Source organism: Caballeronia glathei, assembly GCF_000698595.1.
Lineage (GTDB): Bacteria > Pseudomonadota > Gammaproteobacteria > Burkholderiales > Burkholderiaceae > Caballeronia > Caballeronia glathei.
Genome location: NZ_JFHC01000020.1, coordinates 58,007 through 84,521, shown reverse-complemented (window position 1 = coordinate 84,521; position 26,515 = coordinate 58,007). Strand labels below are relative to the sequence as shown.

General features: G+C 66.0%; 28 protein-coding genes and 1 pseudogene. 11 read left to right on the top strand and 18 right to left on the bottom strand.

Going from position 1 to position 26,515, the window contains the following annotated elements; genetic code table 11:
* Positions 1-23: 23 nt before the first annotated feature.
* Positions 24-1,412: an FAD-binding oxidoreductase gene (locus BG61_RS14870; RefSeq protein ID WP_051672536.1), complete on the bottom strand. Its 1,389-nt coding sequence runs from the start codon at positions 1,410-1,412 to the stop codon at positions 24-26.
* A 223-nt stretch (positions 1,413-1,635) separates the two neighbouring features.
* On the opposite strand from BG61_RS14870, the gene BG61_RS14865 reads away from it, so the two are divergent.
* Positions 1,636-2,217, top strand: a complete 582-nt coding sequence (locus tag BG61_RS14865; protein ID WP_035934170.1) for a TetR/AcrR family transcriptional regulator — start codon at positions 1,636-1,638, stop codon at positions 2,215-2,217.
* 88 nt (positions 2,218-2,305) lie between these two features.
* On the opposite strand, the gene BG61_RS14860 is transcribed toward BG61_RS14865, so the two are convergent.
* From BG61_RS14860 to BG61_RS14815, 10 genes are all read right to left on the bottom strand, one after another.
* On the bottom strand, positions 2,306-3,421 hold the full coding sequence (locus tag BG61_RS14860; RefSeq protein WP_035934172.1) for a pyridoxal-phosphate-dependent aminotransferase family protein: 1,116 nt from the start codon (positions 3,419-3,421) through the stop codon (positions 2,306-2,308).
* 14 nt (positions 3,422-3,435) lie between these two features.
* Positions 3,436-4,284, bottom strand: coding sequence for an ABC transporter permease (locus BG61_RS14855; protein ID WP_035934174.1), 849 nt, complete (start codon positions 4,282-4,284; stop codon positions 3,436-3,438).
* Positions 4,281-5,144 carry an ABC transporter permease gene (locus BG61_RS14850; RefSeq protein ID WP_051672535.1) on the bottom strand — a complete coding sequence of 288 codons (864 nt, stop codon included), beginning with the start codon at positions 5,142-5,144 and terminating at the stop codon, positions 4,281-4,283. The genes BG61_RS14855 and BG61_RS14850 overlap by 4 nt, the downstream gene beginning before the upstream one ends.
* Positions 5,145-5,225: 81 nt before the next feature.
* Positions 5,226-6,329: an ABC transporter substrate-binding protein gene (locus BG61_RS14845; protein ID WP_035934176.1), complete on the bottom strand. Its 1,104-nt coding sequence runs from the start codon at positions 6,327-6,329 to the stop codon at positions 5,226-5,228.
* Between the two features lie 49 nt (positions 6,330-6,378).
* Positions 6,379-7,512: an ABC transporter ATP-binding protein gene (locus BG61_RS14840; RefSeq protein ID WP_161783677.1), complete on the bottom strand. Its 1,134-nt coding sequence runs from the start codon at positions 7,510-7,512 to the stop codon at positions 6,379-6,381.
* Positions 7,513-7,901: 389 nt separating this feature from the next.
* Positions 7,902-8,597 (bottom strand): helix-turn-helix transcriptional regulator, encoded by a 696-nt coding sequence (locus BG61_RS14835; protein WP_081868070.1) that lies wholly within the window; start codon positions 8,595-8,597, stop codon positions 7,902-7,904.
* A 16-nt stretch (positions 8,598-8,613) separates the two neighbouring features.
* The gene (locus BG61_RS14830; RefSeq protein ID WP_035934177.1) at positions 8,614-9,750 is read right to left on the bottom strand and encodes an aminotransferase class I/II-fold pyridoxal phosphate-dependent enzyme; all 1,137 of its coding nucleotides are present in this window, start codon (positions 9,748-9,750) and stop codon (positions 8,614-8,616) included.
* A gap of 176 nt (positions 9,751-9,926) precedes the next feature.
* Positions 9,927-10,217: a DUF4148 domain-containing protein gene (locus BG61_RS14825; RefSeq protein ID WP_051672533.1), complete on the bottom strand. Its 291-nt coding sequence runs from the start codon at positions 10,215-10,217 to the stop codon at positions 9,927-9,929.
* A 52-nt stretch (positions 10,218-10,269) separates the two neighbouring features.
* The gene (locus BG61_RS14820; RefSeq protein WP_035934178.1) at positions 10,270-10,611 is read right to left on the bottom strand and encodes a DUF4148 domain-containing protein; all 342 of its coding nucleotides are present in this window, start codon (positions 10,609-10,611) and stop codon (positions 10,270-10,272) included.
* Between the two features lie 410 nt (positions 10,612-11,021).
* A complete protein-coding gene (locus BG61_RS14815) occupies positions 11,022-11,771 on the bottom strand; it encodes a sulfite exporter TauE/SafE family protein (RefSeq protein ID WP_035934180.1) in 750 nt (249 codons plus the stop codon).
* A gap of 139 nt (positions 11,772-11,910) precedes the next feature.
* On the opposite strand from BG61_RS14815, the gene BG61_RS14810 reads away from it, so the two are divergent.
* Positions 11,911-12,813: a LysR substrate-binding domain-containing protein gene (locus tag BG61_RS14810; protein WP_035934183.1), complete on the top strand. Its 903-nt coding sequence runs from the start codon at positions 11,911-11,913 to the stop codon at positions 12,811-12,813.
* Between the two features lie 234 nt (positions 12,814-13,047).
* Positions 13,048-13,296 carry a hypothetical protein gene (locus tag BG61_RS14805; RefSeq protein WP_035934185.1) on the top strand — a complete coding sequence of 83 codons (249 nt, stop codon included), beginning with the start codon at positions 13,048-13,050 and terminating at the stop codon, positions 13,294-13,296.
* 78 nt (positions 13,297-13,374) lie between these two features.
* Here BG61_RS14805 and BG61_RS14800 read toward each other — a convergent pair whose 3' ends face one another.
* Genes BG61_RS14800 through BG61_RS14790 form a run of 3 tightly spaced genes read right to left on the bottom strand, consistent with a single transcriptional unit; the run spans position 13,375 to position 17,370 of the window.
* Complete coding sequence (locus tag BG61_RS14800; RefSeq protein WP_035934187.1) at positions 13,375-14,652, bottom strand: cytochrome c; 1,278 nt, start codon at positions 14,650-14,652, stop codon at positions 13,375-13,377.
* An 11-nt stretch (positions 14,653-14,663) separates the two neighbouring features.
* Positions 14,664-16,910: a xanthine dehydrogenase family protein molybdopterin-binding subunit gene (locus BG61_RS14795; protein WP_035934189.1), complete on the bottom strand. Its 2,247-nt coding sequence runs from the start codon at positions 16,908-16,910 to the stop codon at positions 14,664-14,666.
* A gap of 1 nt (position 16,911) precedes the next feature.
* Positions 16,912-17,370, bottom strand: coding sequence for a (2Fe-2S)-binding protein (locus BG61_RS14790; RefSeq protein ID WP_035934190.1), 459 nt, complete (start codon positions 17,368-17,370; stop codon positions 16,912-16,914).
* 264 nt (positions 17,371-17,634) lie between these two features.
* On the opposite strand from BG61_RS14790, the gene BG61_RS14785 reads away from it, so the two are divergent.
* Positions 17,635-17,934: a hypothetical protein gene (locus tag BG61_RS14785; protein WP_051672532.1), complete on the top strand. Its 300-nt coding sequence runs from the start codon at positions 17,635-17,637 to the stop codon at positions 17,932-17,934.
* 94 nt (positions 17,935-18,028) lie between these two features.
* Here the strand turns inward: BG61_RS14785 and BG61_RS39255 are convergent, their stop codons facing one another.
* Both BG61_RS39255 and BG61_RS14775 read right to left on the bottom strand, forming a co-directional pair.
* Complete coding sequence (locus BG61_RS39255; protein ID WP_051672531.1) at positions 18,029-18,364, bottom strand: superinfection immunity protein; 336 nt, start codon at positions 18,362-18,364, stop codon at positions 18,029-18,031.
* 176 nt (positions 18,365-18,540) lie between these two features.
* Positions 18,541-19,536: an AraC family transcriptional regulator gene (locus tag BG61_RS14775; protein WP_035934191.1), complete on the bottom strand. Its 996-nt coding sequence runs from the start codon at positions 19,534-19,536 to the stop codon at positions 18,541-18,543.
* A 170-nt stretch (positions 19,537-19,706) separates the two neighbouring features.
* On the opposite strand from BG61_RS14775, the gene BG61_RS14770 reads away from it, so the two are divergent.
* The 5 genes from BG61_RS14770 (at position 19,707) to BG61_RS14750 (ending at position 23,375) form a co-directional block, all read left to right on the top strand.
* On the top strand, positions 19,707-21,095 hold the full coding sequence (locus BG61_RS14770) for a dihydrolipoyl dehydrogenase (protein ID WP_035934194.1): 1,389 nt from the start codon (positions 19,707-19,709) through the stop codon (positions 21,093-21,095).
* Positions 21,096-21,174: 79 nt separating this feature from the next.
* The gene (gene grxC, locus BG61_RS14765) at positions 21,175-21,444 is read left to right on the top strand and encodes a glutaredoxin 3 (RefSeq protein ID WP_035934195.1); all 270 of its coding nucleotides are present in this window, start codon (positions 21,175-21,177) and stop codon (positions 21,442-21,444) included.
* A gap of 151 nt (positions 21,445-21,595) precedes the next feature.
* Positions 21,596-21,931 carry a hypothetical protein gene (locus BG61_RS14760; RefSeq protein WP_051672530.1) on the top strand — a complete coding sequence of 112 codons (336 nt, stop codon included), beginning with the start codon at positions 21,596-21,598 and terminating at the stop codon, positions 21,929-21,931.
* A 9-nt stretch (positions 21,932-21,940) separates the two neighbouring features.
* Complete coding sequence (locus tag BG61_RS14755; RefSeq protein WP_035934196.1) at positions 21,941-22,813, top strand: 4-hydroxy-tetrahydrodipicolinate synthase family protein; 873 nt, start codon at positions 21,941-21,943, stop codon at positions 22,811-22,813.
* 241 nt (positions 22,814-23,054) lie between these two features.
* Positions 23,055-23,375, top strand: a complete 321-nt coding sequence (locus BG61_RS14750) for a hypothetical protein (protein WP_199242026.1) — start codon at positions 23,055-23,057, stop codon at positions 23,373-23,375.
* A gap of 49 nt (positions 23,376-23,424) precedes the next feature.
* Here the strand turns inward: BG61_RS14750 and BG61_RS14745 are convergent, their stop codons facing one another.
* Complete coding sequence (locus BG61_RS14745) at positions 23,425-24,195, bottom strand: IclR family transcriptional regulator (RefSeq protein ID WP_035935588.1); 771 nt, start codon at positions 24,193-24,195, stop codon at positions 23,425-23,427.
* Between the two features lie 122 nt (positions 24,196-24,317).
* Between BG61_RS14745 and BG61_RS14740 the strand changes: the two genes are divergently transcribed.
* Complete coding sequence (locus BG61_RS14740) at positions 24,318-25,505, top strand: fumarylacetoacetate hydrolase family protein (RefSeq protein WP_035935590.1); 1,188 nt, start codon at positions 24,318-24,320, stop codon at positions 25,503-25,505.
* A gap of 110 nt (positions 25,506-25,615) precedes the next feature.
* Here the strand turns inward: BG61_RS14740 and BG61_RS14735 are convergent, their stop codons facing one another.
* On the bottom strand, positions 25,616-25,819 hold the full coding sequence (locus BG61_RS14735; protein ID WP_035935594.1) for a cold-shock protein: 204 nt from the start codon (positions 25,817-25,819) through the stop codon (positions 25,616-25,618).
* A gap of 504 nt (positions 25,820-26,323) precedes the next feature.
* Here BG61_RS14735 and BG61_RS14730 point away from each other — a divergent pair.
* A pseudogene (locus tag BG61_RS14730) lies at positions 26,324-26,515 on the top strand (efflux RND transporter permease subunit); the annotation flags it as partial.

The following is a 26,515-nucleotide window of genomic DNA, read 5'->3' as shown; positions in this document are numbered from 1 at the left end:
GCGGCCCTTGCGGCGCCCGATACTCAGGCGCGCGGCTTCACGTTCTGATTGAGGCTGAAGAAATTGGCCGGATCGTACTTGTTCTTCAGTTCGACGAGGCGCGCGTGATTGCTTCCGAATGCCGCCCGGATCACGTCCTGATTGTCCTCGCTGAGAAAGTTCAGCAGCTGGCTGCCGTTCGAATACGGCTTGAGCGCATCGGCCAGCGCGTTCGTCCAGGCGATGTGCTTCGCATTCTCCGTGGCATCGGTCCATTGCGCCGTGATCCCGACGTTGTACTTCGCCTCGCGCTGCGCGAATGCGGTCTCGCCGTGGCCGACGCGGCTCGCCGCGCCGCCGTAGTACTCCACCACCACGCCCGAGAGCGGCGACTCGACCCGGTTGGCGTGATCGATCAACAGGTCGATCGTGTCGTCGGTCAGATCCTTCAGGAACGTCGACTTCCAGTAGTTGTAGGTCCGGTCCGGGAACGCGTCGTCGAGCAGCGTCTGCATGGCCGGAAACGGCATCGGCTGAACCGCATCGAGCATCGGCGTGCCGAACGCGCGCACCGGCGCGAGCACGCGCTCACCCTGCGTGAGATCGCCGCAATAGCAGAGGATCATGCCCACGGCCGGCACGCCTTCGGGGGTCGAGATGAGCCCGGCATACGCCGTCAATTCTTCCGGCGCGCTCGCGATGAAGTCCCGGTAGAAGCGCAGCACTTCGCCCGCCTTGTCGCGCGGATAGAGGATCAGGCCGCCCAGCACCGTGGAAACGGGCTGTCCGCGAAATACGAACGACGTCACGATGCCGAAATTGCCGCCGCCGCCGCGCAGACCCCAGAACAGGTCCGGGTTCGACGTTTCGCTGGCCGTGACGAGTTCCCCACTCGCCGTGACGACGTCGCAGGAAAGCAGGTTGTCGCACGTCATTCCGTACTTGCGCACGAGCCAGCCGACCCCGCTGCCGAGCGTGAGACCCGCGATGCCCGTCTTCGAGACCACGCCCATCGGCACCGCCAGGCCGTGCGGGTGCGTTGCACGGTCGATGTCGCCGAGCAGCGCGCCGCCCTGCACGGTCACCGTGCGCCTTGCCGGGTCGACGGAGACGGCGTTCAGCGCCGACAGGTCGATCACGATGCCGTCGTCGCAGAGCGCCCGGCCCGCAACGTTGTGGCCGCCGCCCCTGACCGCCACCAGCAGATTGTTCTCGCGCGCGAAGTTCACCGCGCGGATCACGTCGTCGGTGACCGCGCAGCGGGCGACCAGGCCAGGATGCTTGTCGATGCTCGCGTTCCAGATGCGCCGCGCCGCATCGTAGCCGGCATCGTCCGGCAGGAGTGCCTCGCCCCTGAACGCGCGCCGGAACGCTTCGACGGCGGCGGTTTCGACGGCGGCGCCGTCACGTTGTTTGAGCATCGGAGTCTTCATGGGTTTCCTCCCGGAATGGACTGAGGCGACGCAGAATGTACGTCGTGCGCACTACACTGCCGCCGCTTGCGCGGCCCGAACGGCCGCAACACCACAACACCCGCACCGGCGCATTTATTCCGGGCCAGGGCGCAATTACCCGGGCCCGCACCATGAAACGTTGCGCATTCTCGACAAGACCGTCAAAATAGCATTTGAACGGAATCATTTTACGAGGAGCATCATGGCAGGCGTTCGGCAGTTCGACGAAGACAGCGCATTTTCGGAGGCGCTGGGGGTATTCTGGGCCAAGGGCTTCCGGGCAACGTCCATGCTGGATCTGGCGGAGGCCACCGGCGTGCAGCGCGGCTCGCTCTACAACGCGTACGGCGACAAGGAAGAGATTTTCATGCGCGTGTTCGAGCGTTACGCCGCGCGTTTCATCGCCGATGTGCGCAAGGCGCTCGCCAAGCCCGACCTGCGCGACGCGCTGACCGCGTTTTTCGCGTTCGCCATCCGCTCGATTTCGCAGGGTTCTCCGTCGCGCGGCTGTCTTTCGACCAAGGCCGCCGTCGAACTCGACCCCGATTCCCCCCGCGTGCGCCGCGCGCTGCAACGCATGCTCGACGAACTCGAAGCCGCGCTCGTCGAGGTGCTCGACACCCCCGAAGCACGCGCGCAACTCGCCGTGCCGCCGCGGCAGGCAGCGGGCATCGTCGTCACGATGACCCGCGGGATCGCCGTCATGGAGCGCGTCTACGACGACACGAAGCGTCTGCGGCAAACGGCTTCGGCGCTCGTCGATGCGCTGGTGCCGGCACGCTGAGCCGCCCCGGCTGACCCTCTGCTGACCCCCTGCTGACGTCACGCCCGGCAGGGCCGGCCAGCATCGGCGGCTCCCGGCGCGGGCGCACTCAATCGCCGGCGCGAGGCGCGACCCAGGCGGTCGCAACCGCTTTCGCAGCGGGGCCGATGTCCACCGCCATCCCGAGCGTCACGAGCGCGGCGCCATAGCCGATAACCGCCGCCAGCACTGAATCGAACGCCGCCTTCGCGCCGGTATGGTCGAGTCGCACGAGCCGCCCTTCGGTATTGCCGAAGCCCGCGCCGAGCGCGACGCCGTATCGCGCGGCGCCGTCGATCAGCGCCTGGGCATCGATGCCGTCCGGGACCGGCGCCGACGTGACGAGTGCCGAGGCGGCCCGGTCGTCGGCGATCCACGGCTCGACGCCCAGCGCGCGAAGCCCCGCGCGCGCCGCCATTGCGGCGCGCTGATGGCGGGCGATCACGTTGTCGATGCCCTCGGCCTCCACCCGGTCGATCGCCGCCTCCAGCGCCCAGAATTCCAGCGGCGCCGGCATGCCCGGCAACGCGCCGCGGCCGCGATCGAGCCAGGTGCGCCTGATCTCGGCGAGCGAAAGACTCGAAGGCGCGAAATCGGGCGTGGCCGCAACATGCGTCCACGCCCGCTGGCTCATTGCGACGGCGGACACGCCCGCCGGCCCCGCGAGCCCCTTCTGCGCACCAATCACCGCAATGTCGATGCCGAGCGCGTCGACATCGAGCGGATGGGCACCGATCGACGCCACCGCATCGATCACGAGCAGCGCGTTGCGTGCCTTCGCGAGCGCCGCGATATCGGCGAGCGGATTGAGCACGCCGTTGGCCGCTTCCGCATGAACGGCCGCGACGACATCGACCGCGGGCAACGCGTCCATCCGTGCGCGCAGCGCCTGCATGCCGGCAGGCTGCCCCGGCTCTGCGACCAGCTCGTGCACCGTCGCCCCGGCGCGGCGCAGCCAGGCGCCGAAGTACGCGCCGTAGGGGCTCGTCACGATGTTCACCGCCGTCACGCCCGGCCGCGCGATGCTCGTTGCGACGGCTTCGAGTGCAAGGATCGCCTCGGCCTGCACGAAGATCACATCGCCGGTGCTCGAAAGCAGGCGTCCGATGCGATCCGCGAGCGGCGCAGAGCGCCCCGCAGGATAGACCGGCACATCGAGAAGGGCATTCGCATGACGTATCGGCATGAAGGGAACCTCGTCTACGGGATGATTCGGGCGGCGAACGGGCGCCGCGCCAGACGATACAGCACCGCGGCGAGACCGAGCATCAGCATCGTGAACATGAAGACGGCCGACACCGCAGCGTAGACGGTCGGCGACGGCCCATACTGAAGGCTGCCATAAAGATAGACCGGCAGCGTGGTGACCTGCGGCGTCGACAGGAAAGCCGACACGACGAGATTGTCGAACGAGAACGTGTACGCCATCACGCCGCCCGCCGCGACGGCCGGCGTCAGTTGCGGCAGCACGATGAACCAGAGCGTCTTCAGCCGTGTGCTGCCCAGATCCGCCGCCGCGTCTTCCACGCGGCGGTCGAGCGTCAGCATGCGCGCACGAACCACGAGCGCGACCACGGCGATCGCCATTGGCGTGATGCCGGTGACGAGCGTCGCGGTATCGAGCGAAATTCGCGTGACACTGTAGAGCAGGAGCAGCGAAACGGCGATCACGGATTCCGGCACGATCAGCAGGATATACGTGAGCGCCGCCAGCAGGTGACGCACGCGGCCGCTCGGATGCCGCACGATCGCGTAGCCCAGCGCCGAACCGATCACGACCGAGAGCAGCGACGACCAGAACGCGACGTCGAGACTCGACACGATCGAATGCCTCAGCGTCAGGTCGTTCCAGGCGGCCGGATACCATTGCAGGGTCCAGCCGGTCAGCGTGGCGGTTTCATTGCCAAGAACGCCGAGGTTGAACGAATAGACAAGCGCCGCGACGATCGGCGCGAAGAGAAAGACGACCGCGGCGGCATACCACAGCCTCAGGCTCGCATGCGTCGCGTATTCCTTCCAGCCGGTGCGGGCATATTCGCGCGCCGTCATCGCCCGACCTCCGCAAAGCCTCGCGTGATGCGGGCGAGCACCGCGACGATGATCGCCACCGCGACGAGCACAAGCACCGCCATCGCGGAGCCGAGCGCGTAGTTCTGCGATTGCAGGTACTGGGCGGAAATCGCCTGGCCCATCAGCATGCCGCGATCGCCGCCGAGCAGCCTCGGGACCACCAGTTCGCCGAGCATCGGCACCATCGTCAGAAGAATCGCGGTGGCGATGCCGGGGCGGATCATCGGCAGCGTGATGAAGCGGAAGGTCTGCCAGCGCGACGCGCCGAGATCGCGGCTCGCCTCGATGAGCGCGCGCGGGATCCGGTCGATCACGACGAAGAGCGGCACGACGGCAATCGGCAGATAGCCGTACACCATGCCGATGAATACGGCCGTGCGGGTATCGAGCACATCGAGCGGACCGTGGTGCAGATGCAGCGCGTTGAGCATGCCCTGCACGGCGCCGTCACGCGACATCAGCATGTGCAGCGACATCAGGCGGATCAGGAAGCTCGAGAAGTACGGCACCACGATGAGCGCGATCGCAAGCGCGCGATGCCGCCGCGTATGGCGGGCCACGAAATAGGCCACGGGCAATGCGGCGCCGAGGCAAAGCGCCGAGGCCGACGCCGCGAATGCGATCGTCCTGAGGAAAGTCGCGCCGTAGAAGCCCGAGAGCGCGGCCGCGTAGTTGTCGAGCGTGAAGTCGGGCACGACGCCGCCGAACGTCGGCCGTCCGAACGAGAACACCACGGTGAACGCGAGCGGCGCGAGAAAGAACACCGCGAGCCAGAGCGCCGGCACGCCCGCAAGCAGGTGGTGCGGCAGATTGCCGGCTGTGGCGGGACGACGACCCACGCCGCGGTCGGTACAGCCGTCGCATCGCCCGCCGGCGCCGCGACGTTCATCGAACAGGTGAAGTAGGACTCGCACCACGCTTTAGCCAGCCGCCGCCTGGATTTCGGTCTGCATCTGAAGATACACCCCGATTGTTTGAGGATTCACCACGAACGACGTCAGCCTGCTGAAGTCGAGATTCCTGCCGCCGAAAATGAGGTCGGCGTTGGGCACATCCGCGCCGAGCTTCGCGCGCAGATCGGACAGTGCGGCCGGAAAGCCGAGATACCGCGTCTCGGAGATCTGCACCTCGGGCCGCAGCTGATAGGCGAGGAAATCGTAGGCCTGATCGAGATGGGGCGCGTTCGCGGCGATCGCGTAGTTGTCCACCCACAGTTCGCTCAACGGACCCGGCACCGCCCATCTCAGCTTCGGATTGAGCGCGATGGCGGCGCGCGCCGCGCTCTGGTGGGTCTGTGCGAGCACGATCGAGCCATTCGCGACGGCGTTGGGGTCGAGAACCGAAAAGGACTTGACGTGTTTCGCAAAGCCCTTGAGCCGGCCCGCCGCCGCGCGGATAGCGGCGGCATCCGCCGTGTTCCAGTCCTTGCCCTGCAGCCAGAGTTCGGGGCCGATCGTCTCCCATCCCGACACGGACAGACGAACCTTCCCCGACACGCCCGGCCTTTCCCCGGCCCTGAAGAAATCCTCCCAGGTCGCGATATCGCCGCCCGTCGCATCCGGGTCGTAGAGCACGCCGAGCAGGCCCCAGTCCTTCGGAATCGAGTACCGGTTGCCAGGATCGTACACACGGTTCATGAGCTTCGGATCGAGCGCGCCGATGTTCAGCCTGCCGTGGTCGATCGGCTGCAGCAGCCCCCTGCGGGCAAGCTGCGAGATCCAGCTCGACGAGGGAATGACGACGTCGTAGCCCGCGCCCGCCGCGCTGTTGAGCCTCGCGAACAGCGTCTCGTTGGAGTCGTAGGTCGAGACGTTCGGCGTGACACCGGACTTCTGCGCATAGGCGCGCAGGTCGCCGGGAGAAAAGTAGTTCGGCCAGCTGTAGACATCGAGCTGGCGCGCTGCCCCCGCCGCTGCGCCGGGCACGCATGCCGCCAGTGCGGCCGTGGCGCAGGCGCCGCCCAGCCGGCGCAGCATGGAGCGGCGGCTCAACGACGAGTCGAGGGTGAGCGAATCTGTCTTCATCAAAGCGATACCTTTCGAGTCAGCCGGAGAACGTTGCGTTGCCTGAGCCTCAGGCGAACCAGTCGTCGCGGTACGCGCGTACCGAACCGGCATCGAATGTGATGAAGACGGGATTGCCCGGCGCGAGACCATGGCTTGGCGACATGCCCGGCTTGCGCGCCTCGATCGAGTCGAAGACGCTGCCGTCCGCGGTGACGGCGCTCAGACGCCGCGACGGACCGGCCGTGACCACGTGGAGCAGCCGGGCCGCGAGGCGGTTCGTGCGGGTGAGCGCGGTCGGGCCGCTGCGTTCGATGCGCGTCGCCTCCGGCCTGATGACCACGAGCGCGGTGTCGCCGCTCATCAGGTCTTCGTCGAAATAGCCGGCTTCGATCAGGCCGGGCCTCGACGTGAGCATCGCGCTGCGGCCGATGCGGTCCACGTGCGCGCGGAGCATGTTGGCGCCGCCGACGAAGCGCGCGACCCATGCATTGGCCGGCCGGTCGTAGATTTCCGCCGGGGAACCGACCTGTTCGATGCGTCCTTCGCGCATGACGGCGAGCCGGTCCGCCATGGCGAACGCTTCTTCCTGATCGTGCGTGACATAGATGAAGGTGCCCGCCAGCTCGCTGTGCACGCGCCGCAGCTCGCGCTGCATCTCGCAGCGCAGCTTGCGGTCGAGCGCGCCGAGCGGCTCGTCGAGCAGCAGCACCGCCGGAGCATTGGCAAGCGCGCGGGCAAGCGCGACCCGCTGCTGCATGCCTCCGGACAATTCGTGCGGACGGCGCATGGCCGCGTCCGAGAGGCGCACCAGCTCGAGCAGGTCGTAGGCTCTCGCGTGCCGTGCCTTGCGGGAGAGGCCGCGCATGCGCGGGCCGTATGCGACGTTGTCGAGCACGTTCAGATGGGGGAAGAGCGCATAGCTCTGGAAGACGGTGTTGACGTCGCGCTGCTCGGCGGGAACGCACGTGACATCTCTGCCCTCGATGAACACCTGTCCTTCGTCGGGCGTCTCGAGGCCCGCGATGAGACGCAACGCCGTCGTCTTGCCGCTGCCGCTCGGCCCGAGAACGGCAAGGAACTCGCCCGCCGCGACGTCGAGCGAGAACTCGCGCAGCGCCCGCCGGCCGCCGTAGCTCTTGCTCACTTCATTGAGCGACACCCTGCTTTGATAGGCCGATTGCGGCACTGGTAACGGCATCATCAGCATCTTCCTGGAGATGGGTCATCTGTCGCCGCCAGTGATGCCGAAACGAGTCCACGATCGTGGAAGTGCTGCTACGCACGATCGCGGACCGGGCCCGCCACGGTAAGCAGGCCGTGCGCGATGGACCGCAGCCTCCGCGGTAGGCGGTATCGGCGGTCCGTTTCGGCGTCCGACCGGACGAGCAGCGTTTTGTCCGGACATGACGCACCGATTACGACAGAAACGTGTCGGCGTACGGATCGATTGATCGATTGGGGGTCCGCAAGCCTTTCCACCTCATAGATAACAGCCGAAGGGCCGATTTATTCCGTGACTGAACAAGTCTTCGCGCTCGGACGCGAGACGTGTGTGCCTGCCCGATCGCATCGGTGCGATGCAATGCATGGTTACTTCCACTTGCGTCGGGACGGGGCCTTTGCGCGCACGCGCTGCGCGCCGTTCGCCGGTTCGCTGTCGCCGTGGGTTGCGGCGGCTTCGCCGGGCGCGGCCTTGAGGTAGTTGTAGACCGTCGCGCGCGAGACGCCGAAATATTCGCCAACATGGTCGATGAAATTTCTCACGCTGAGCAATCCGTCCGCCCTCGCCTGCGCGAGCACCAGTGTGATCTCCGTTCGCCCGAAGTCGCTCGTGCGCACACAGCATTGCGCCGACACCTGCTCCGCGATTTCGTTGAGCCTTTCCTTCCAGTCCGACCTGAACAACGCGTCGGGCCGCGCCTGCGACTGCGCGCCGACCGCAAAGCCGCTCAGGAGCTTCTGTACCTGGGTCAGCGCGGAGACATCGAAGTTCAGGCAGAGCAGCGCCACGATCTCGCCTTGCTCCGAACGCGCGACAATAGTGATCGAGCGCAGCTTGCGGTTGTTGGGCCCGCCCTTCTCGTAGGGGCCGATGACGTCGCCGCCTTCCTGCAAGGCAGGCAGGTCGGAGATGAGGGACGGGTCGCCGGGCTTGCGCTTCGAGAAGCCATTCGCGATATGCGCGACGAGCCCCGTCCTCGCGTCGTGCACGACCGCTTCCAGATCGGGGAAGAGCAGCGCGGCAATGCCGTCGGCCGCCGCTTTCAGAAAGCCGATATCAATCATCACAGATCGCCCTGCGTCATCGCGTGCTGCTTCGCAGGTAATCCTGCAGGACGCCGAGACCCTCTTCGATGTTCGCGCGGCCATAGCCGATGCGGAACCGGTCAGCGGGCACCGGGTTCAACTCGGAGCGGTAGATGCTCGACGGCAGCAGCAGCACGCCCGTTCGTTCGACGAGGTCTGTCGTGAACTGCTCCACGCCCTCTGCACCAAGATAGCGCGGATATGCAACGCACCCGCCATCCGGGCGATACCATTCGAACCGGTCTTCGAAGTCCGCGAAGAAGCGGTCGAGCACCGCGAGGTTGTGCGTCATCAGCGCGTGAATGCGCGCGAGGATCGTGTCCTTCGCTTTCAGCGCGATGCGCGCAAGCACTTCGCCCGGCCCGGAATTGCAGATCGACAGATAGTGCTTCATCCGCTCCATGCGCGAGAGCAGTGCCCTGTCGTGACACGCGATCCAGCCGATCCTGAGACCCGGCAGGCCATAGGGCTTCGACATCACGGAAAGCGAGAGCCCGCGCTCGTAGACATCGGCGGCGGCGGGCAGCTGCGGCGTGCCGCCGGCGCCGAGCAGGCGATACGCCTCGTCGCTGAAGAGGTAGATGCCATGCTGGCGGCACAGCGCGACGAGCGCGTCGAAACGGTCACGCTCCAGAATCTTGCCCGTCGGGTTGTGCGGGAAGTTGATGGAGACGAGCTTCGTGCTCGGCCGGATGGCCGCCGCGACCGCATCGATATCGAGCGTCCAGCCGCGCGCCGGATCGAGCGCTACGCCCGTGACCTCGCAGATGCTGAGCGGCACCGTTTCCGACGACTGGTAGTTCGGCGTGACGACGATCGCGTGATCGCCCTTGTCGAGGATCGCGTGCATCGCCACATACAGCCCCTCTTCCGCGCCGGCGAAGCACAGAATATCCGCCGCCGCCTGACGCTCGTACGTGGCCGCGATCACCTCGCGCAACTCGGGCGCGCCGAAAGTCTGCGTGTAGCCGAGCGAGAGGTTGTCGAACGCGTCCCTGTCGCGGTCGTCCGCAAGCGCGAGCAACGCCTTGATGGACATGCTCTCCGCGTCGGATGCCGTCATGTGGTAGCGCGCCGAAAACTCCCACTTCGAGAAGTACGTTTCCAGCCGGAAATCCGGGAGTGTGGCCATGCTCGTTCACCTTGTCGGGTCGTTGATCGTGTCGTTGCTTCGCGGCGCGCGCCATTCGGTTCGCATGCAGCCCATCAGCAGACGTACGGTACAACAGTTTAAACCGTTTGTCTAATTTGGACTTTTTATCCAAACAACAGCGGTTTCACCGGGTGATCGAAAACATGGCTCGTGCGTCACTGCCGCGCCGGTGCGCCTCCTGACTGCGATGCACCGTTTTCTTGCGCACCGCCTAGCGCGCTCGTCGCGCGCTGGTCGTCCTGCGCCGCGATTCTGGCATCGACGGACTGAATGTCGGCCGGGTAGCTCGCGTCCTCGCCGATCGGGCGATACCCCGCGTGCTCGGCGCGCACGAGATCAGCACGCACCTGCGCGCGCGTCAGCGCGTCGTTGGCCGTGTCTGCGAAGGACAGCGCGGGACCCGCCAGGGCGCCCACTGCAAGCGCGATGTAGACAAGCGTTTTCATGATTGCAAACTCCGTGAAGGATTGAGAGACGGTGAATCATCTGTCACGCGGATCAGCTTCCGAAGTACGGCTTGCAGAAGCTCGCCGGTCCGACGCAGGCATCGTTGACGGTCATCGCGTGCATCGGTGCGCGCGCACCGCTCGCGCTCGTTCCGGACGTGTCCGCGCCCATGCCCGAATCGTTCTGTGCTTTCAGACGCGCGACCTGCTGCGCATAGATCGGGCTGACTTCGGGGTACGACGCGTCGGTCACGAATCGCGAACCGTTGTTCTCTGCCTGCACGAGTTGCTGACGGACTTCGGCGCGCGTGACTTCCTGCGCGAAGGCGTTGGAGAAAACGCCCGACGAGGCGAGCAGTGCAAGCGATACGGTGGCAAGGGCAAGCTTCTTCATTTCAGGCTCCTGTGTACTGTCATTGTGTGAGTGTTCATGGGGGCGAACACCGGCACGTCGCCCGATATTCCGGCGCACATGACTTTTTTCGGAGCAGTTTGACGAGAACGACGCGCGAATCCGCTTGCAGACCGCGATTCGCGGGCCCCGGTCATACGGATGTATGACCGGGGCATCCCTTGCGCGCGACGCGCGATGGAAGGGCTGGCGAGAGGATTTTTCGCGACCGCGCGATGCGCGTCGCGTCGAATGAAGGAGTGGTGGACCGCCTGGACTAACGCCGCCGCTTCCCGGAACCTGCGCGTCGAAGCACGCTTATTCTGGCCACGATGCTCGCCAGCACCGCCAGCGCGCCGAGCGTTTCGAGAATGCAGGTCATGGTCTGTCCTCCCGTACGTCGATGAGGATGCTCAAACGATCTGGCGCACAATCAGTTGAAGACCGAGCGCGAGCAGGCACAAGAAGAACCAGCGGCGAAAGCTCGCGGGACTGATGCGCCCACGTATGCGTTGGCCGATCCACATGCCCGCAAGTGCGGGAACGACCGCGAGCAGGGAATCGCGCACGTCGCCGATCGCAAATGCGCCCGCGTGTGCGAGGCCGGTGGCAAGCGCGATCGTCGACACGGTGAACGACATGCCGAGGGCCTGCACGAGATCTTCCTTCTTCAGATCGAGCGACTGAAGATAGGGCGCGGCAGGCACGACGGCAACGCCGGTTCCGCCGGTGATCAGGCCGGTCACGACACCGATGAGCGGCGACAGGCGGTGCTCATGCCGCGCGGGCACCGTGAAGCGCCAGGCAAGCAGCCCCGATGCGGCGTAGAGCGTGAGCACCGTTCCCAGTCCGAGCACGGCCCAGTGCGTCTTGCTGCCGGTCATCAACGACGCGGCAAGCATCGTGCCGCACGCGATGCCCGCTATCATCGGCCAGAACCGTCTGAACAGCACGAGCAGGCGGGGGCCCGCAAGCAGTTGCCATGCATTCGTGATGAAGGACGGCAGGATGAGCAACGCCGCCGCTTCGGCGGGCAGCATGAAGGCGCCGAGCACGCCCATCGCGACCGTCGGCAAGCCCATGCCCGTCACGCCTTTCACGGTGCCGGCAAGGAGAAAGGTGAGCGAAACGATCGCTATCCGGAATGCGGCAGGGTAAGTCATCGGTCTCGGATGCAGGAAAGGACGTGCCCATTCTTCCGCGAATATGCACGCGCCACAATGCGGAATAAACTTACCGAGCCTTCGGGTTTGCCTAAGGCTCGCATACCCGATACCCAGACCAATACGGAAAGCCCCGCTCATGCGCTTCGACCTGACCGACCTTCGCCTCTTCACGTTCATCATCGAGACCGGCAGCATCACGCATGGAGCGGCAAAGGCGAACATGTCGCTGCCGTCCGCGAGCGCGCGTCTTCGCGGCATGGAGGAAGCGATCGGCATGCCGCTCCTCGCGCGGGGCCGGCGCGGCGTCGAGTCCACGCCCGCGGGCGACACGCTCGCCCACCATGCGCGCCTCGTGCTCGGACAGATCGATCGCATGCAGGGGGAACTGGGCGAACATTCGGAGCGGCGCAAGACCCGTATCCGGCTGTGGGCGAATACGGCAGCCATCACCGAATTTCTCCCGCGCGCCCTCGCCCCGTTCCTGCGCGACCATCCGAACGTGCATATCGATCTGAAGGAGCGCCTGAGCACGCAGACCGTCAAGGCGGTGCTCGCGGGAACGGCGCCGATCGGAATTGCGACGGATGCCGTCGATCACGGCGCGCTGCAGACTTTTCCGTTTGCCATGGACCAGTTCGTTCTCGTGGTGAGCCGCGATCATCCGCTCGCCGGAGAGCGGCGCATCGCGCTTCAGGATGTGAACGAACGCAACTTCATCGGGCTCTCCGACGGCAGCCCGATGCAGGAGTATCTGAACGAGCAGGCCGTGCTCGCCGGCCTGACGCTCGACTTCCGCGCGCGCGTGCGTACCTTCGACGGCATCTGCTGCATGGCCGAATACGGTGCGGGCGTCGGCATCGTGCCCCTCACGGCGGCAAAGCGCTACAAGGGCGCGCTCGGCATCCGCACCGTCTCGCTGACCGATCGCTGGGCGAAGCGCCGGCTCGTGCTGTGCGTGCGCGCCGCCGACCAGTTGCAACGGTCCGAGAAGGCATTGCTCGATCATCTCACCGCTCATGGCGAAGCTCGCGAAGGCTAGCGCGCGAAGCGGGCTTCGCACAATGCACCGATACGAGCGGATACGAATGGAACGGTTACCGAACTATTCGGATGCCCGGATTGTTCGGATCCCCCGAAAACAATATGCGCTTTTGGGGGGATTAAAACTTCGCGCTCCCTACGTACACTGGGCTCACATTTCGTTAGGTCGATCGCGACAGACAGCGGAGCGAGGCTGATGAAGTGATTATTAAACCCTATCAGGAGCACGATCATGAGCAAGCGTTATCTGACGGCCGTCCTCGTTGCGGCAGCATCGGTTCTCGCAGCACCCGCGTTCGCGAGCGGCTACGGACCCGCCCCGTACTACAGCGCGTCCGAAGGCGCGCCCGCGTCGCAGCGTGGCGTGAGCGCGCTCACAGTGGCCGCCGAACAGGCGAAAGGCCAGGAAGACGCCGTGTGGGCAAAGGCCGCGCAAGGCGATGGCGCCCGCTCGACGCAGACGGCCGAAGTCACGCAGTAAGCGTGTGCGTGAATGCGACTGCGCCCGGTGCGACGATCGTCGCACCGGGCGCAGTCAGTCATGAGCCGCTGACCGTGCTCAGTCTGCCGCCTGAGTCGACTTGCGCAGCTTGGCGACCTCGGTCGCGGCCACCGCAGGCGCGCCGTTGTTCCACCCTGCACGGATGAACGTGAGCACGTCGGCGATCTGCTGGTCGTTCAGCACCGGAGCGTATTTCGGCATCGGATACGCGGCGGGGATGCCCTGAATCACGAGGACGTGCGCGCCATTGAGCGTCACGTTGATGAGCGACGACGGGTCCTTCTCCATCACGTTCGGATTGCCCGCGAGCGGCGCGAGCAACGGCGCATAGCCCTTGCCGTCCACGCCATGGCAGTGCATGCAGTACGCGGTGTAGACCTTGGCTCCGGCATCGCTCGCGGGGCGCGCAAGCGACACCTTCGTCACGTTCGGATCATAGGCATAGCGCGGCGCGTTCGTGCCGCCGGCGGCGGGCAGTGACTTCAGGTAGCGTGCCATCGCGGTGATGTCCTCGCCGTTCATCGCCTGCGTGCTGTTGTTGATCACGTCCGTCATCGAACCGAACGCCGATGCATGCGCGTTGGCCCCGGTCTTCAGGAACTCCGCGACCTGAGCTTCGGACCATCGGCCGAGCCCGACGTTGTGCTCGCCCGTCAGGTTCGATGCGAACCAGCCGTCGAGCAGCGCGCCCGTCAGATAGGCGCCGCCGGTTTCGTCGAGCGCTTTCTCCTGGAACGCGACGCCGCGCGGCGTGTGGCACGAGCCGCAGTGCCCGAGGCCCTGGATGAGGTAGGCGCCGCGATTCCACGCGACGTCCTTGCCGCTCCTGTCCTGGTACACGCCCTTCTCGAGGAAGACCGCGTTCCAGATCTTCAGCGGCCAGCGCATGTTCATCGGGAAGGGAATATCGGCGGCGCGGTTGGCCTGCCTGACCGGTGCCACGCCCTTCATGAAATACGCATAGAGCGCCTTCACGTCGTCGTCGCGCACCTTCGCGTACGACGGATACGGCATCGCCGGATAGAGGTTGTGCCCGTCCTTCGCGACGCCCTGCCTGAGCGCCCGCTCGAAGTCCGCCTCGCTCCACGTGCCGATGCCCGTGTCCGGGTCCGGCGTGATGTTGGTCGTATAGATGCGGCCCATCGGCGTGGTCATCGGAAGGCCGCCCGCGAAAGGCTTGCCCTTCGGCGCCGAGTGACACGCGGCGCAATCGCCGGCCTTTGAAAGATAGGCACCGCGTGCGACGAGCGCGTCGTCATCCGCGGCGGCGTGCGCGAGCCCCGACCACGCAAGGGGCACAGCGAGCGCGATGGCCGCAACGAGTCTTTTCGTCATGACGCTTCTCCTCACGCGGTTTGCAGTTGACGACCCACCGGTAGCTGCCGCAGACGCTTGCCGGTCGCCGCGTAGATCGCATTGGCGAGCGCGGGCATGAGCGCGGCCGTGCCCGGTTCGCCGATGCCGCCCGGCGCCTCCGTGCTCTTCACGATATGCACCTCGATCGGCGGTGTCTGGGAGAGCCGCAGCACGGGGTAGTCGGTGAAGTTGGTCTGCTCGACACGGCCGTCCTTGATCGTGATCTCGCCGTGAAGCACCGCCGTGATGGCGAAGATCACGCCGCCCTGGATCTGCGCCTCGACCGTGTCGGGATTGACCACCATGCCGCAATCCACCGCGCACACCACGCGGTTCACCGCGACCTCGCCGTTCGCGACCGTGACGTCCGCCACCATCGCGAAGAAGCTGCCGAACGCGTGCATCACCGATACGCCGCGCCCCTGCCCCTTCGGCACCGTCTTGCCCCAGGCGGCGGCGTGCGCCGCGACATCGAGCACGTTGCGCGCACGCGGCGTCTTCGCGAGCAGGTCGCGGCGATACTGCACCGGGTCGGCTTTCGCCTGCACCGCGAGTTCGTCGATGAAGCTCTCCACGACGAACGTCCCGCGCGTCGGACCGACGCCGCGCCAGAACGCGGTGGGGATGTCGCGCGGCTCCTGCCGCACGTAATCGACGAGCTGGTTTGGAAGGTCGTACGGAAGATCGGCCGCGACCTCGACCGCGTCGGGATCGACGCCGTCCTTGATCGCGGGCGGCGCGAAGCGCGCCAGGATCGACGACCCGACGATGCGATGCTTCCACGCCACCGGCTTGCCGTTCGCATCGAGCCCGGCCGAAATCACGTCGTAGTAGTACGGACGGAACATGTCGTGCTGGATGTCCTCGTCGCGCATGTAGACGACCTTCACGGGGCCGTCCACCTGCTTGCCGATCTTCACCGCCTGCTCGATGAAGTCCGTCTCCAGCCGGCGGCCAAAGCCGCCGCCGAGCAGGTGGTTGTGGATCACGATCTTGTCGGCGGGAAGGCCCGTGACCTTCGCGGCGGTATCGACCGCGCGCGTGGGCACCTGCGTGCCGACCCAGACGTCGCAGCCGTCCGCGCGCACGTGCACCGTGCAGTTGACCGGCTCCATCGTCGCGTGCGCGAGGAACGGCTGCTGATAGACGGCATCGACGCGCGTCTTCGCATCCCTGAAGCCCTTGTCGATGTCGCCGTCCTTGCGCGCGACCGCGCCGTCGCGCTTCGAGGCGTTCGCGAGGTCGTCGACGAGCTGCTGCATCTGCAAGGTCGCACCCTTGCCCTCGTTCCATTCGATCACGAGCGCCGACGCGCCGCGCTTCGCGGCCCACGTGTGATCGCCGACCACCGCCACTGCGTTGTCGGCCTTCACGACCTGGCGCACGCCCGGGATCTTCTTCGCGTTGGTGTCGTCCACGCGCGCGACCGTGCCGCCGAACACCGGGCAGTTCACGATCACCGCGTACTTCATGCCGGGCACGCGCACGTCGAGGCCGTACATCGCGGCGCCGTCGATCTTCTCCGGCGAGTCGAGGCGCTTCACCGCCGTGCCGATCAGCCTGAAGTCCTTCGGGTCCTTGAGCGGCACGTTCTGCGGCGCAGGCAGCTTCGCGGCGGCATCGACGAGCTCGCCGTAGCCGATCGAGCGGCTGCTCGCCGCATGCACGACCTTGCCGCCCTCCGCGCGGCAGCTCGCCGGGTCGACCTGCCACTGCCCTGCCGCCGCCGACACGAGCAGCACGCGAGCCGCGGCGCCCGCCTTGCGCATCGGCTCCCATGCGTAACGGATCGAGGTCGAGCCGCCCGTCAGCTGGCCGCCGAGCAGCGGGTCCGTGAAGAGCTTCGCATCGGGCGGCGCATGGTCGATCACGACACTCTCGATCGGCACTTCGAGTTCTTCCGCGATCAGCATCGGTATCGACGTGTAGACGCCCTGCCCCATCTCGACCTTGGGAATCACGAGCGTCACCTTGCCCGCGCGGTCGATCTGCACGAACGCGTTCGGCGCGAACACGCCGTCCTGCGGCGTTTCGATACCGTCGCCGCCGATCACCGATCGCGCGCCTTGAGTGCCCGGCGCGCCCTGCCCTTCGCCGGCCGCGGGAAAGCTGAAGCCGAGCATCAGCCCGCCGCCCGCCGCCGCGCCCACCGTGAAGCCGAACTTGAGGAACGTGCGCCGGGTGACGCCGCGCTTGTCCGGGTGCCCGTTCTGCGCATCGAGTAGCCCTTGCGACATGTCAGGCTCCCTTCGCGGCGTGCTTGATCGCCGCGCGAATCCGGTTGTACGTGCCGCAGCGGCAGATGTTGCCGTCCATCGCGGCGTCGATGTCGGCGTCGCTCGGGTTCGGATTGGCCGCGATCAGCGACGCCGCGGACATCACCTGGCCCGACTGGCAATAGCCGCACTGCACGACGTCGAGCGCCTTCCACGCGTCCTGAATCTTCTTGCCCGCGGGCGTGCTGCCCACCGCTTCGATGGTCGTCACCTTGCGGCTCTGCACCGCGGCGACCGGCAGGACGCACGAGCGCACCGCCTCGCCGTCGAGGTGGACCGTGCACGCGCCGCACTGCGCAATGCCGCAGCCGAATTTGGTTCCCGTCAGGCCGACGAGGTCGCGCAGCACCCATAGCAGGGGCATGTCCGGGGGAGCATCGACCGTATGGTCCTGACCATTGACGTTGAGCGTCGTTGTCATGTGCAACTCCAATTGTGGGTACGGTTTTTGTTTTTTGCCCCTTGCAGCGCCGCCCGCCTGCTTTCGATGCGCAAGCACGCAGCAACAGGCACGACGCGCTTGCACCGGCGTCAGGGATCATTTGTATCGATTTGTACCAGAACGCGTACGTTCTTGCTCTAGTCGGACGCCGAGGCTTACCGGAAGCCTACAGCTGGGCACGGCGCGTGCTGCTCATCCAGTGCCGACGCAGCGATTCGAGCGCTGCCGGAACAGGAGACGACGATGAAACGGCTAACGACGGTGCTGTGCTCGCTCACGCTAGTGGCGGGTGTGGCCATGACGGGCACATCCGCGCTTGCGCAGACGAACAGCACGAGTGGACAGCAGACAGGCGGACAACAAGCCGGACAGCAGGCGGGCAAGGGCGTACAGCCAGGCAGCGCCGGTCAGGCGATGGGACACGCAGCTGGCACGGAAGATGGCAAGACGGGCGCGCAGGGCTCGCTGATGCAGAAGCGCGAAAGCGCAATGTCGCCGCAAGGGGCGTCGGGGGGAGCGGAGACCGGCAAGGTCAAGCAATGACGCGCGCGGGTAGCCGCCATGCGCGCGGGGACGTTCGCGTCACCGTGCACCAACACCTCGCCCCGCCCGCCCTGACGAAAGCCGGCCTGACGCGCTAGGACTTCCTGTTGCCCTCGGAACCATGCGCGAGGTCAAAGCGTCCGCCGCGTGCGGCGCGCTCGTGTGCGCGCGCCACGATCGCGTTTATCGTGCGCTGCGCGGAGAGCCGCTGATTGTTCCTCACAATGCGGCCGAGCTTTCTCGCGCTGTCCGGATGGAACGCCCAGTAGAGCGCGGCAAGCCAGCCGACCACGGTCCAGCCGAGCAACAGATTGAACAGCGCGAGCAGCAGTACCGAGCGGCGTTTCGTCCGGTCGGCGAGAATCGCGGGCAAAAAATAAATCGCGACGAATCCGCCCGTCGCAAGCATTTCGAGCGACATCTTCAGCATGGTCTTCCCCTACGCATCGAAGCCAGAACCATTGCGCCCCGTAAATGAGCAGCGCGTGTCTTGACGATAGTAGGAAGCCTGAACGCATGCATCAATGCCGGTCACGGCAACAGACTCTTGCAACAGCGGATCCAAATCCGCCGCAATACGCTGGGTAAAACGAGCGCGGAAACCTCTCAGGCTTCGGACACAGCCGCGTCCGCATCCATGCGCTGATGTCCGCCCGAGGCGCGCCACCGCGCGGGCGTCACGCCGATATGGCGCTTGAACACGCGCTGAAACGCAGCGTCCGACTGATATCCCACCGATTCACCGATATCCGCCACCGGCGCATGCGTCTCCAGCAGCGCGCGGCCGGCAATCGTCATACGCACTTCGGTGAGCACGTCGGTGGCCGAGCGGCCGATCGCTTCCTGGAATTGTCGGACGAAAGTGGCCCGCGACATGTTGCATAGCGCCGCGAACTGATCGAGCGTCCAGGCCTCGCCCGGCTTGTCAAACATCACGGAAATCGCCGCCTGCAGGCGCGGCCGGCCGGCGAGCGCGAGCAGGCCGAGCGGCGCCTGCGTGCCTTCGCTCGCGAAGCGCAGCGTGAGCGCGAAGAGGGCCCCGGAGAGGTGGCTCACGAGCGACTCGCTGCCGGGCCCTTCGTCGACGGCTTCTTCCCGCATCAGTTCGATGAGCCGTCGCAGGCGCGAGCCGCTCGAACTCGGCGCCGATCCGTTGCCGGTCCCGTTTTCATGGCCGTTGGCGCTCGCGGCAGTGTGCACGACGAGCCGCCCCGGCAGGTGATCGCGCAGCATGCGGTCCGGCACCGCGCCGAGCAGGAACCGGCCGCACAGAATATCGGCGCCCTCGCCCGGCCCCTCGTTCTCCGACACCGCAAGCGACAGGCTTTGCCGCTTCACGCCGGGCACGGGCGCCTGCCCGCTGCCGTCGTGTATGCGGTGCGCGCTGCCGCCCGGAAACACGACGATATCGCCCGCCACGAGCGCCTGCGGCGGCCCGTTGCCATCCTCGATGACCGCGCTTCCCGACATCAGCACGTGGTACGGGATTTCGCGCACGCCCGCCCGGCTTTCGGTCAGCGCCCACGGCGCGCCGAAGTGGCACCGCACGTCCAGCCGCCCGCTGACCGACATGAGCGAAAGAAGTCGACTTAGCAAATCCATATGAGCCGCTTGAGCATGATTTTGCGTGTTTTGAGAATTAGCACCGGCAGCGCGCCGCCATACAGTGACGTCAAGCCGGGCGAATGAATTCTACCCGGCACGGCAATACGGCACTGGCATCGCGTCTCGCGGCGCCAGCAGTGCGACCAGCAAACATCATCGGACATGCCATGAAAACACTTCATACCGACGTCGCCGTCATCGGCGCCGGAAGCGCGGGCATGACGGCATACCGCGCCGCGAAGGCGGCGGGCGCCTCGACCATCCTGATCGAAGGCGGTCACTACGGAACGACCTGTGCCCGCGTGGGCTGCATGCCGTCCAAGCTTCTCATCGCAGCGGCGGAAGCGGCGCACGACGCGGCGCGCACGGCGCCGTTCGGCGTCCATGTCGACGGCGCGATCCGCGTGGACGGCCGCGAGGTGATGCAGCGCGTGAAAGGCGAGCGCGACCGCTTCGTCGGCTTCGTGGTGGAAGGCGTGGAGGCGCTGCCGGCGGAGGACCGTCTCGTCGGCCACGCGCGCTTCATCGACGACGGCCTGCTGCAAGTGGGCGATCACACGAAAGTGCATGCGCGCAGCATCGTGATCGCGACCGGCTCGACGCCGGACATGCCCGACATGTACCGCGCGCTCGGCGACCGGGCCATCGTCAACGACGACGTGTTCGCGTGGTCCGACCTGCCGCGCAGCGTCGCGGTGATCGGCGCGGGCGTCATCGGGCTGGAACTCGGGCAGGCGCTTTCGAGGCTCGGCGTGCGCGTGAGCGTGCTCGGCGCGCGTGGACGCGTCGGTCCGCTGACCGATCCGGCGATCCGCGGCTACGCGGAAAAGACTTTTGCGCATGCGCTGCACTTCGAGCCGCGCGCAACGGTGGAGGCCGCGACCCGCGAAGGAAACAGCGTGCATCTGCGCTATCGGTCGGACACGGGCGCGCTGATCGACGACACGTTCGACTACGTGCTCGTTGCGACCGGCCGCAAGCCGAACGTTGCGGGCCTCGGGCTCAACCACACGTCGCTTGCGCTCGATGAACGCGGTGTACCCGTGTACGACCCCGCCACACTGCAGGCGGGCGCGTATCCGGTTTTCATCGCGGGCGACGCCAACGGCATCCTGCCGCTGCTGCACGAAGCCGCCGACGAAGGCCGCGCCGCAGGCACGAACGCCGCGCGCTTTCCCGATGTCGCGCCGCTCAGGCGCCGCGCGCCGCTCGCGATCGCGTTCACCGACCCCGGCATCGCGATGGTCGGCGCCCGGCACGCGGATCTCGCGGCGAACACGTTCGTCACCGGCGAGGTGAGCTTCGAGGATCAGGGACGCAGCCGCGTCATGCTGCGCAACGAAGGCCTGATGCACGTGTACGTCGACCGGACGAGCCGGCGCTTTCTCGGCGCCGAATGGATCGGGCCGGATGCCGAGCACATCGCGCATCTGCTCGCGTGGGCGCTTCAGATGAACCTCACCGTCGACGCGATGCTCGACATGCCGTTCTATCACCCGGTCATCGAGGAAGGGCTGCGCACGGCATTGCGCGATGCCGCCGCCCGGCTGCGGTGACACTGCAAGCCACCGATGGTCCGTGCGCACCCGTGCGGGCGGACCGCTCGCAACACAACCCGTAAAAGAGGTAAATGCCATGTCCAAAGTCACGATCCACACCACGCCGGCGTGCCCCTACTGCATCGCGGCGAAAGCCCTGCTGCGCCGCAAGGGCGTCGCCTTCACGGAAATCAGCATCGAAGGCGACAAGGCCGCGGCCGCCGCGCTCGCCGAGCGAACGGGACGCCGCACGGTGCCGCAGATCTTTATCGGGCAAACGCATATCGGCGGCTTCGACGACCTGCACGCGCTCGAAACGGCAGGCCAGCTCGACGAGCTTCTCGAGCGGGACGCGTACGCGTCGTAATGCGCGTGACGATGCACGAGGTACCGTGAGCCGTTGCGCAAAAGCCTGAGAGAGACCGCATTTGTTACGGCGAAGCGGTGATTTTTAACTCGGCGTTTACGAGCGGATGCGTAAGCTGGATGTCATGCAGACAACACGAGTGCATCGCCATATGAAGTCCTCTCTTGCACAAGACGGCCTGGTCGGGGCCGGCATCCCTCTCGTGCCGCGCGAAGCGCCGCATGCCATGTCACCGGAGCGCATGCTCGTCTCGGCCGCGATCCGCGGCGAAGAAGACGAGCGCTCGCGCGAGCGCATCAGGCGGCTCTTTTTCTCGCCGCTCGGCGTGTATGTCAGTCACGCGTCGCGCGCCCGCGACGAGCTGCGCCTGGAAATCGACGTGGCCACCGAGGATCTGGACTTCGCCCTGCGCACGCTGCGGCAGGTGTTTCCCGAAGCCGTGATCGAAGAGATCCGGCCGCGCGTATTCGAACGCCGCCAGCACTGAGGAGCGCACATGTACTCAGCAATCTGGCTGCCGATCGTCACGCCGTTTCGCAACGGGCGCGTCGACGTGAACGCGCTTCAGCATCTCGCCGATCACTATCTCACCACGGAGGTCAGCGGCTTCATCGCGCTCGGCACGACCGGCGAGGCGGCACTGCTCGACCATCACGAACGGACAACCGTGTTGCAGGCGCTGCTCGAAGTCGTGGGCACGCGCTTGCCGGTCGTGGTCGGCGTCGGCGGGATGAACACGGGCGAGATGGTGCGCGACGTCCAGCAGTTCGATCATCGCGATATCGGCGGCTACCTCGTGCCCGCGCCCGCGTATATCTGTCCGGACCAGCGCGGGATTCAGTGGCACTTCGAGGAAATCGCCCGCGCCACCGACCGCCCGATCGTGCTCTACGACGTGCCGCATCGCAGCGGCGTGGCGATCGCGCCCGACACGGCGAAGCGCCTCGTCGAATGCAGCAACATCGTGGCGATCAAGGCGTGCGTTCCGCAGACGTTCAAGGCATTCAGCGCGCTGCCGATCAGCGTGCTGTGCGGCACCGACGAAGCGTTCGTCGACTGCCTGGAAGCGGGCGGCGTGGGCGGTATTCTGGCGAGTGCGCATCTCTTCGCCGACGACTTCGCGGAGATTCAGGCGATCTTCTCCGAGGGCAGGACGGCCGATGCGCGGGCGCGCTTCGAAACACTCCTGCCGGCCATCCGGCTGCTGTTTTCCGCGCCGAACCCGTCGGCGGTCAAGGCCGCGCTCTCGATCAGCGGGCACATCGACGGCGAGACGCGCATGCCGATCGCAGCCGCCTCGGACGCATTGATGGAACGGCTCCGGGTCATGCTGGCGTCGCGCGTCGCGGAGCACGGATCGCTCGCCTGAGCAGGGGATCCGGTTCGCTGCGTCGGGCGGGCCGCGAGAACGGCGCAACGTGTCGAGCCTGCCCTTTGCCGCCGCTCTTTTCACGCGCCCGTACCGGGCGCCGCACGCGCTCGACATTCGCGACACCAGCGCGCGTATTTCACCGCATTCTTGCCGGCCAGGCATGTTGTAAACGACCGACACATTTGCCCTTGAACTTAGCACCCTGATTTTATTTCTGACCTCCTTTAAGGAGACGGTCGTGCTCAGGATCATTGGAATGCTCGGGGTTGCGGCAACGCTTGCGGGATGCGCGGTCGCGCCAGGTTACGGATATCCCGGCTACGGATACGCCGATACGTACGATGCCGCTTACCCGTACGACTACTATCCCGGCTATGCGCCGATCTACGGAAGCATCGGCTTCTGGGGCGGCGGCGGTTGCTGTCATACCCGTTACTTTCACGGACGAGGCCACTACTACGGCGGCGGCTTCGGTCACGGTCATGGAGGCTTCGGACACGGCGGCAGCTTCGGGCGAGGGGGCGGCCACGGCGGGGGCGGGGGCGGACATGGCCGCTGAGGCCCGCCATCGCGTGCAGGTTCCGGCCGGGGCGCATCACGGCCCCGCGCTATACGCTGCTTTGCCCCATGCCCGCCAGGCGCGCGCCGATGCGCCGCGCCATGCGCATCATGTCGACGCTGATCTTTTTTTCGCGGCGCGCGTCGATGCGGCTGAGCGGCACGCTGGTGCTCACCGCCACGCGGTTGCCGAGCGCCGTCTCGCCCACATACGCGGCGAAGCAGGCAAGCCCCGCCGCCGCTTCTTCCGATTCACCCGCGAGGCCCGCCTCGCGCACGGCGGCGAGTTCACGCAACAGCCTCGCGCGGCGCGTAACGGTGCGCGGCGTGACCGCCTGAAGCCGATCGGGTAGAACGGCGAGCAGTGCATCGTCGGAGAGGCTCGCGAGCAGCGCCTTGCCAAGCGCGCAGCAGTGCGCCGGGAGCCGCGAGCCGAGATCCGAGACGAGCCGCACCGGGCGATGCGAATCTTCCCGCGCGATGTACACCACTTCGGTGCCGTCGAGCACTGCAAGCTGGACGACCTCGTTGTGAGCACCGACGAACTCCGCCGCCTCGACGCGAAACGCAGCCTGCAACGCGTCGTGACGCAAAAAGCCGCTGCCCAGTTCGAAGAGCCTCACGCCGATCACATAGCCGTCGCTGACCTTCTCGATCCACCGGCGGCGCTCGAGCGAGTCGAGCAGCAGATACAGCGTGCTGCGCGAGAGGCCCGTGGCCGCAAGCAGCGCGCTCGCGCGCACCGGCAGCCGGGATTCGCCGAGCACGCTCAGGATGTCGTCGGCGCGTTTCAGCGCGGGCACTTCGTAGTCTTTTTCCATGGCGATTCACACAAGCTCGAATGCACCCATCATCCAACCTGTTGGACAAAATGGCAAGATTCTGGACACTGCCGGCGGCCGGCAATACGATGGCCGGACTTCCTGCAACCATCGAAAGACCCATGCCTCAGCCCACCGTCTCGCAGTTCCTTCCCGACGATCTCGCCGACGCCGTTCTGATCGGCCGCGCATGGCGCAACGGCCCGACGCCGGGACCTTCCGTGATCGCCGTGCGTGACGGGAAGGTGTTCGACATCACCGCGTCGGCGCCGACCACCGCCGATCTGTTCGACCACGCCGATCGCCTCGACATCGCGCGCAAGGCAGGCGAGCCGATGGGCACGGTCGAGGACCTGATGCGTGCCAGCATCGAAGGCGCGGGCGGCGCGGCGGTTGCGACGCTGCTCGCACCGTGCGACGTGCAGGCCATCAAGGCGTGCGGCGTGACCTTCGCGGTGAGCCTGCTCGAGCGCGTCATCGAGGAGCACGCGGGCGGCGATGCGAGCAAGGCGCTGGAGATCCGCGCGACCATCAATCAGCTGATCGGCGCGGATCTGTCCAGGATCGAGCCGGGCTCCGACGCCGCGATGCGGCTGAAGGCGGAACTCGAGCGGCGCGGAGCGTGGTCGCAGTACATGGAGGTGGGCATCGGCCCCGACGCCGAAGTGTTCTCGAAGTCGCAGCCGATGTCGTCGGTCGGGTTCGGCGCGGACGTCGGGCTGTACCCTACTTCGAAATGGAACAACCCCGAGCCCGAGATCGTGCTTGCCGTGAACAGCCGCGGCGAGACGGTCGGCGCGACGCTCGGCAACGACGTGAACCTGCGCGACATCGAAGGCCGCTCGGCGTTGCTGCTCGGCAAGGCGAAGGACAACAACGGATCGTGCGCGATCGGCCCGTTCGTGCGGCTCTTCGACGCGAAGTTCACGCTCGACACGATTCGCACGGCGAGCGTATCACTGCGCATCGAAGGCCCGGACGACGGCTTCGAACTGGACGGCGTGAGCCACATGAGCGAGATCAGCCGCGATCCGGCGGACCTCGTCACGCAGACGTTCGGCCCGCACCATCAATATCCCGACGGCTTCATGCTTTTCCTCGGCACGATGTTCTCGCCGATCAAGGACCGCGACACGCCCGGCGGCGGATTCACCCATCATCTCGGCGATACGGTAACGATCGCCACGCCGAGCCTCGGCGCGCTCGTCAACACGGTGCGCCTGTCGACGGAAATCACGCCGTGGACTTTCGGGGTGCGCGAGCTGTATCGCAATCTCGCGTCTCGCGGGTTGCTCGGCGGCACACGATAACGCCACGATAACGCGCACGGGCTGACGCGCACCGCAGCAAATGCGACAGCAAAAAAAATGGTCCGCACATGCGGACCATTTTTTTGGCGAGAAGCCGCCGAACGGTGGCGTTACAGCGGTTGAATATTGGACGCCTGTTTGCCCTTCGGTCCTTGTTTTACGTCAAAACTCACGCGTTGATTTTCCTGCAGCGATTTGAAGCCTTCCGCTTTTACTTCCGAGAAATGAGCGAACAGGTCTTCACCGCCGTCATCCGGAGTAATGAAGCCGAAACCCTTTGCATCGTTGAACCACTTGACCGTACCGGTTGCCATAATCGTGTCCGAGATAGAAAAAAATCGCATTAATCCGCTGCGACGGCGCGCGGCGCAGTGCCGATTATGCGGGTTGCACAACAGTCCGAAAGCCCTGAATAAACCCCGGATAAAATCTGAAAATCCGGGATCGAGCAAAAATGAGCCTAGGGGAATTGCGCGCCCGGCACAACCGGCATTTCTCCCGAATGACTTGCGCGAAAAAAGCGACATCCCCCGATTCAGCCCAATATCCGCACATTTTGTGTGCTCATTTGCATTCCTCTGATGTGTCGTTAGCGTGAAAATCAGTAAAACTCACTCGATGTTTCGAAATTCGACGCCTTCATTCAGCAAAAATGGGACATTGAACCGTTCTCCGCACCGGCGGTGAAAAAGCGAATCCGGCGATCGACCGTGCCAGGCCATGCGCGGATTCCCATCCCATGATCGGCCGGAACAAAAGGAAAGACGCAGCGAGGATTCAAGCCGCCTGAATGTGCACGCGCTCCGTCGCCTGATGTCGTGCCGATGGCGCTCTTCGGCGCGCTCGTCTTCATCAACATCGGCTTTTCGACGCTCAACATCGATACGCAGGTCGGGCTCGTCACGTTGATGGGGCTCGTCAGCAAGCACGGCATCCTAATCGTGCAGTTCGCGAACGAACTGCAGCGCGCGGGCAGGCCGAAGCGCGAGGCGCGGCATCCGCAGGCCGGC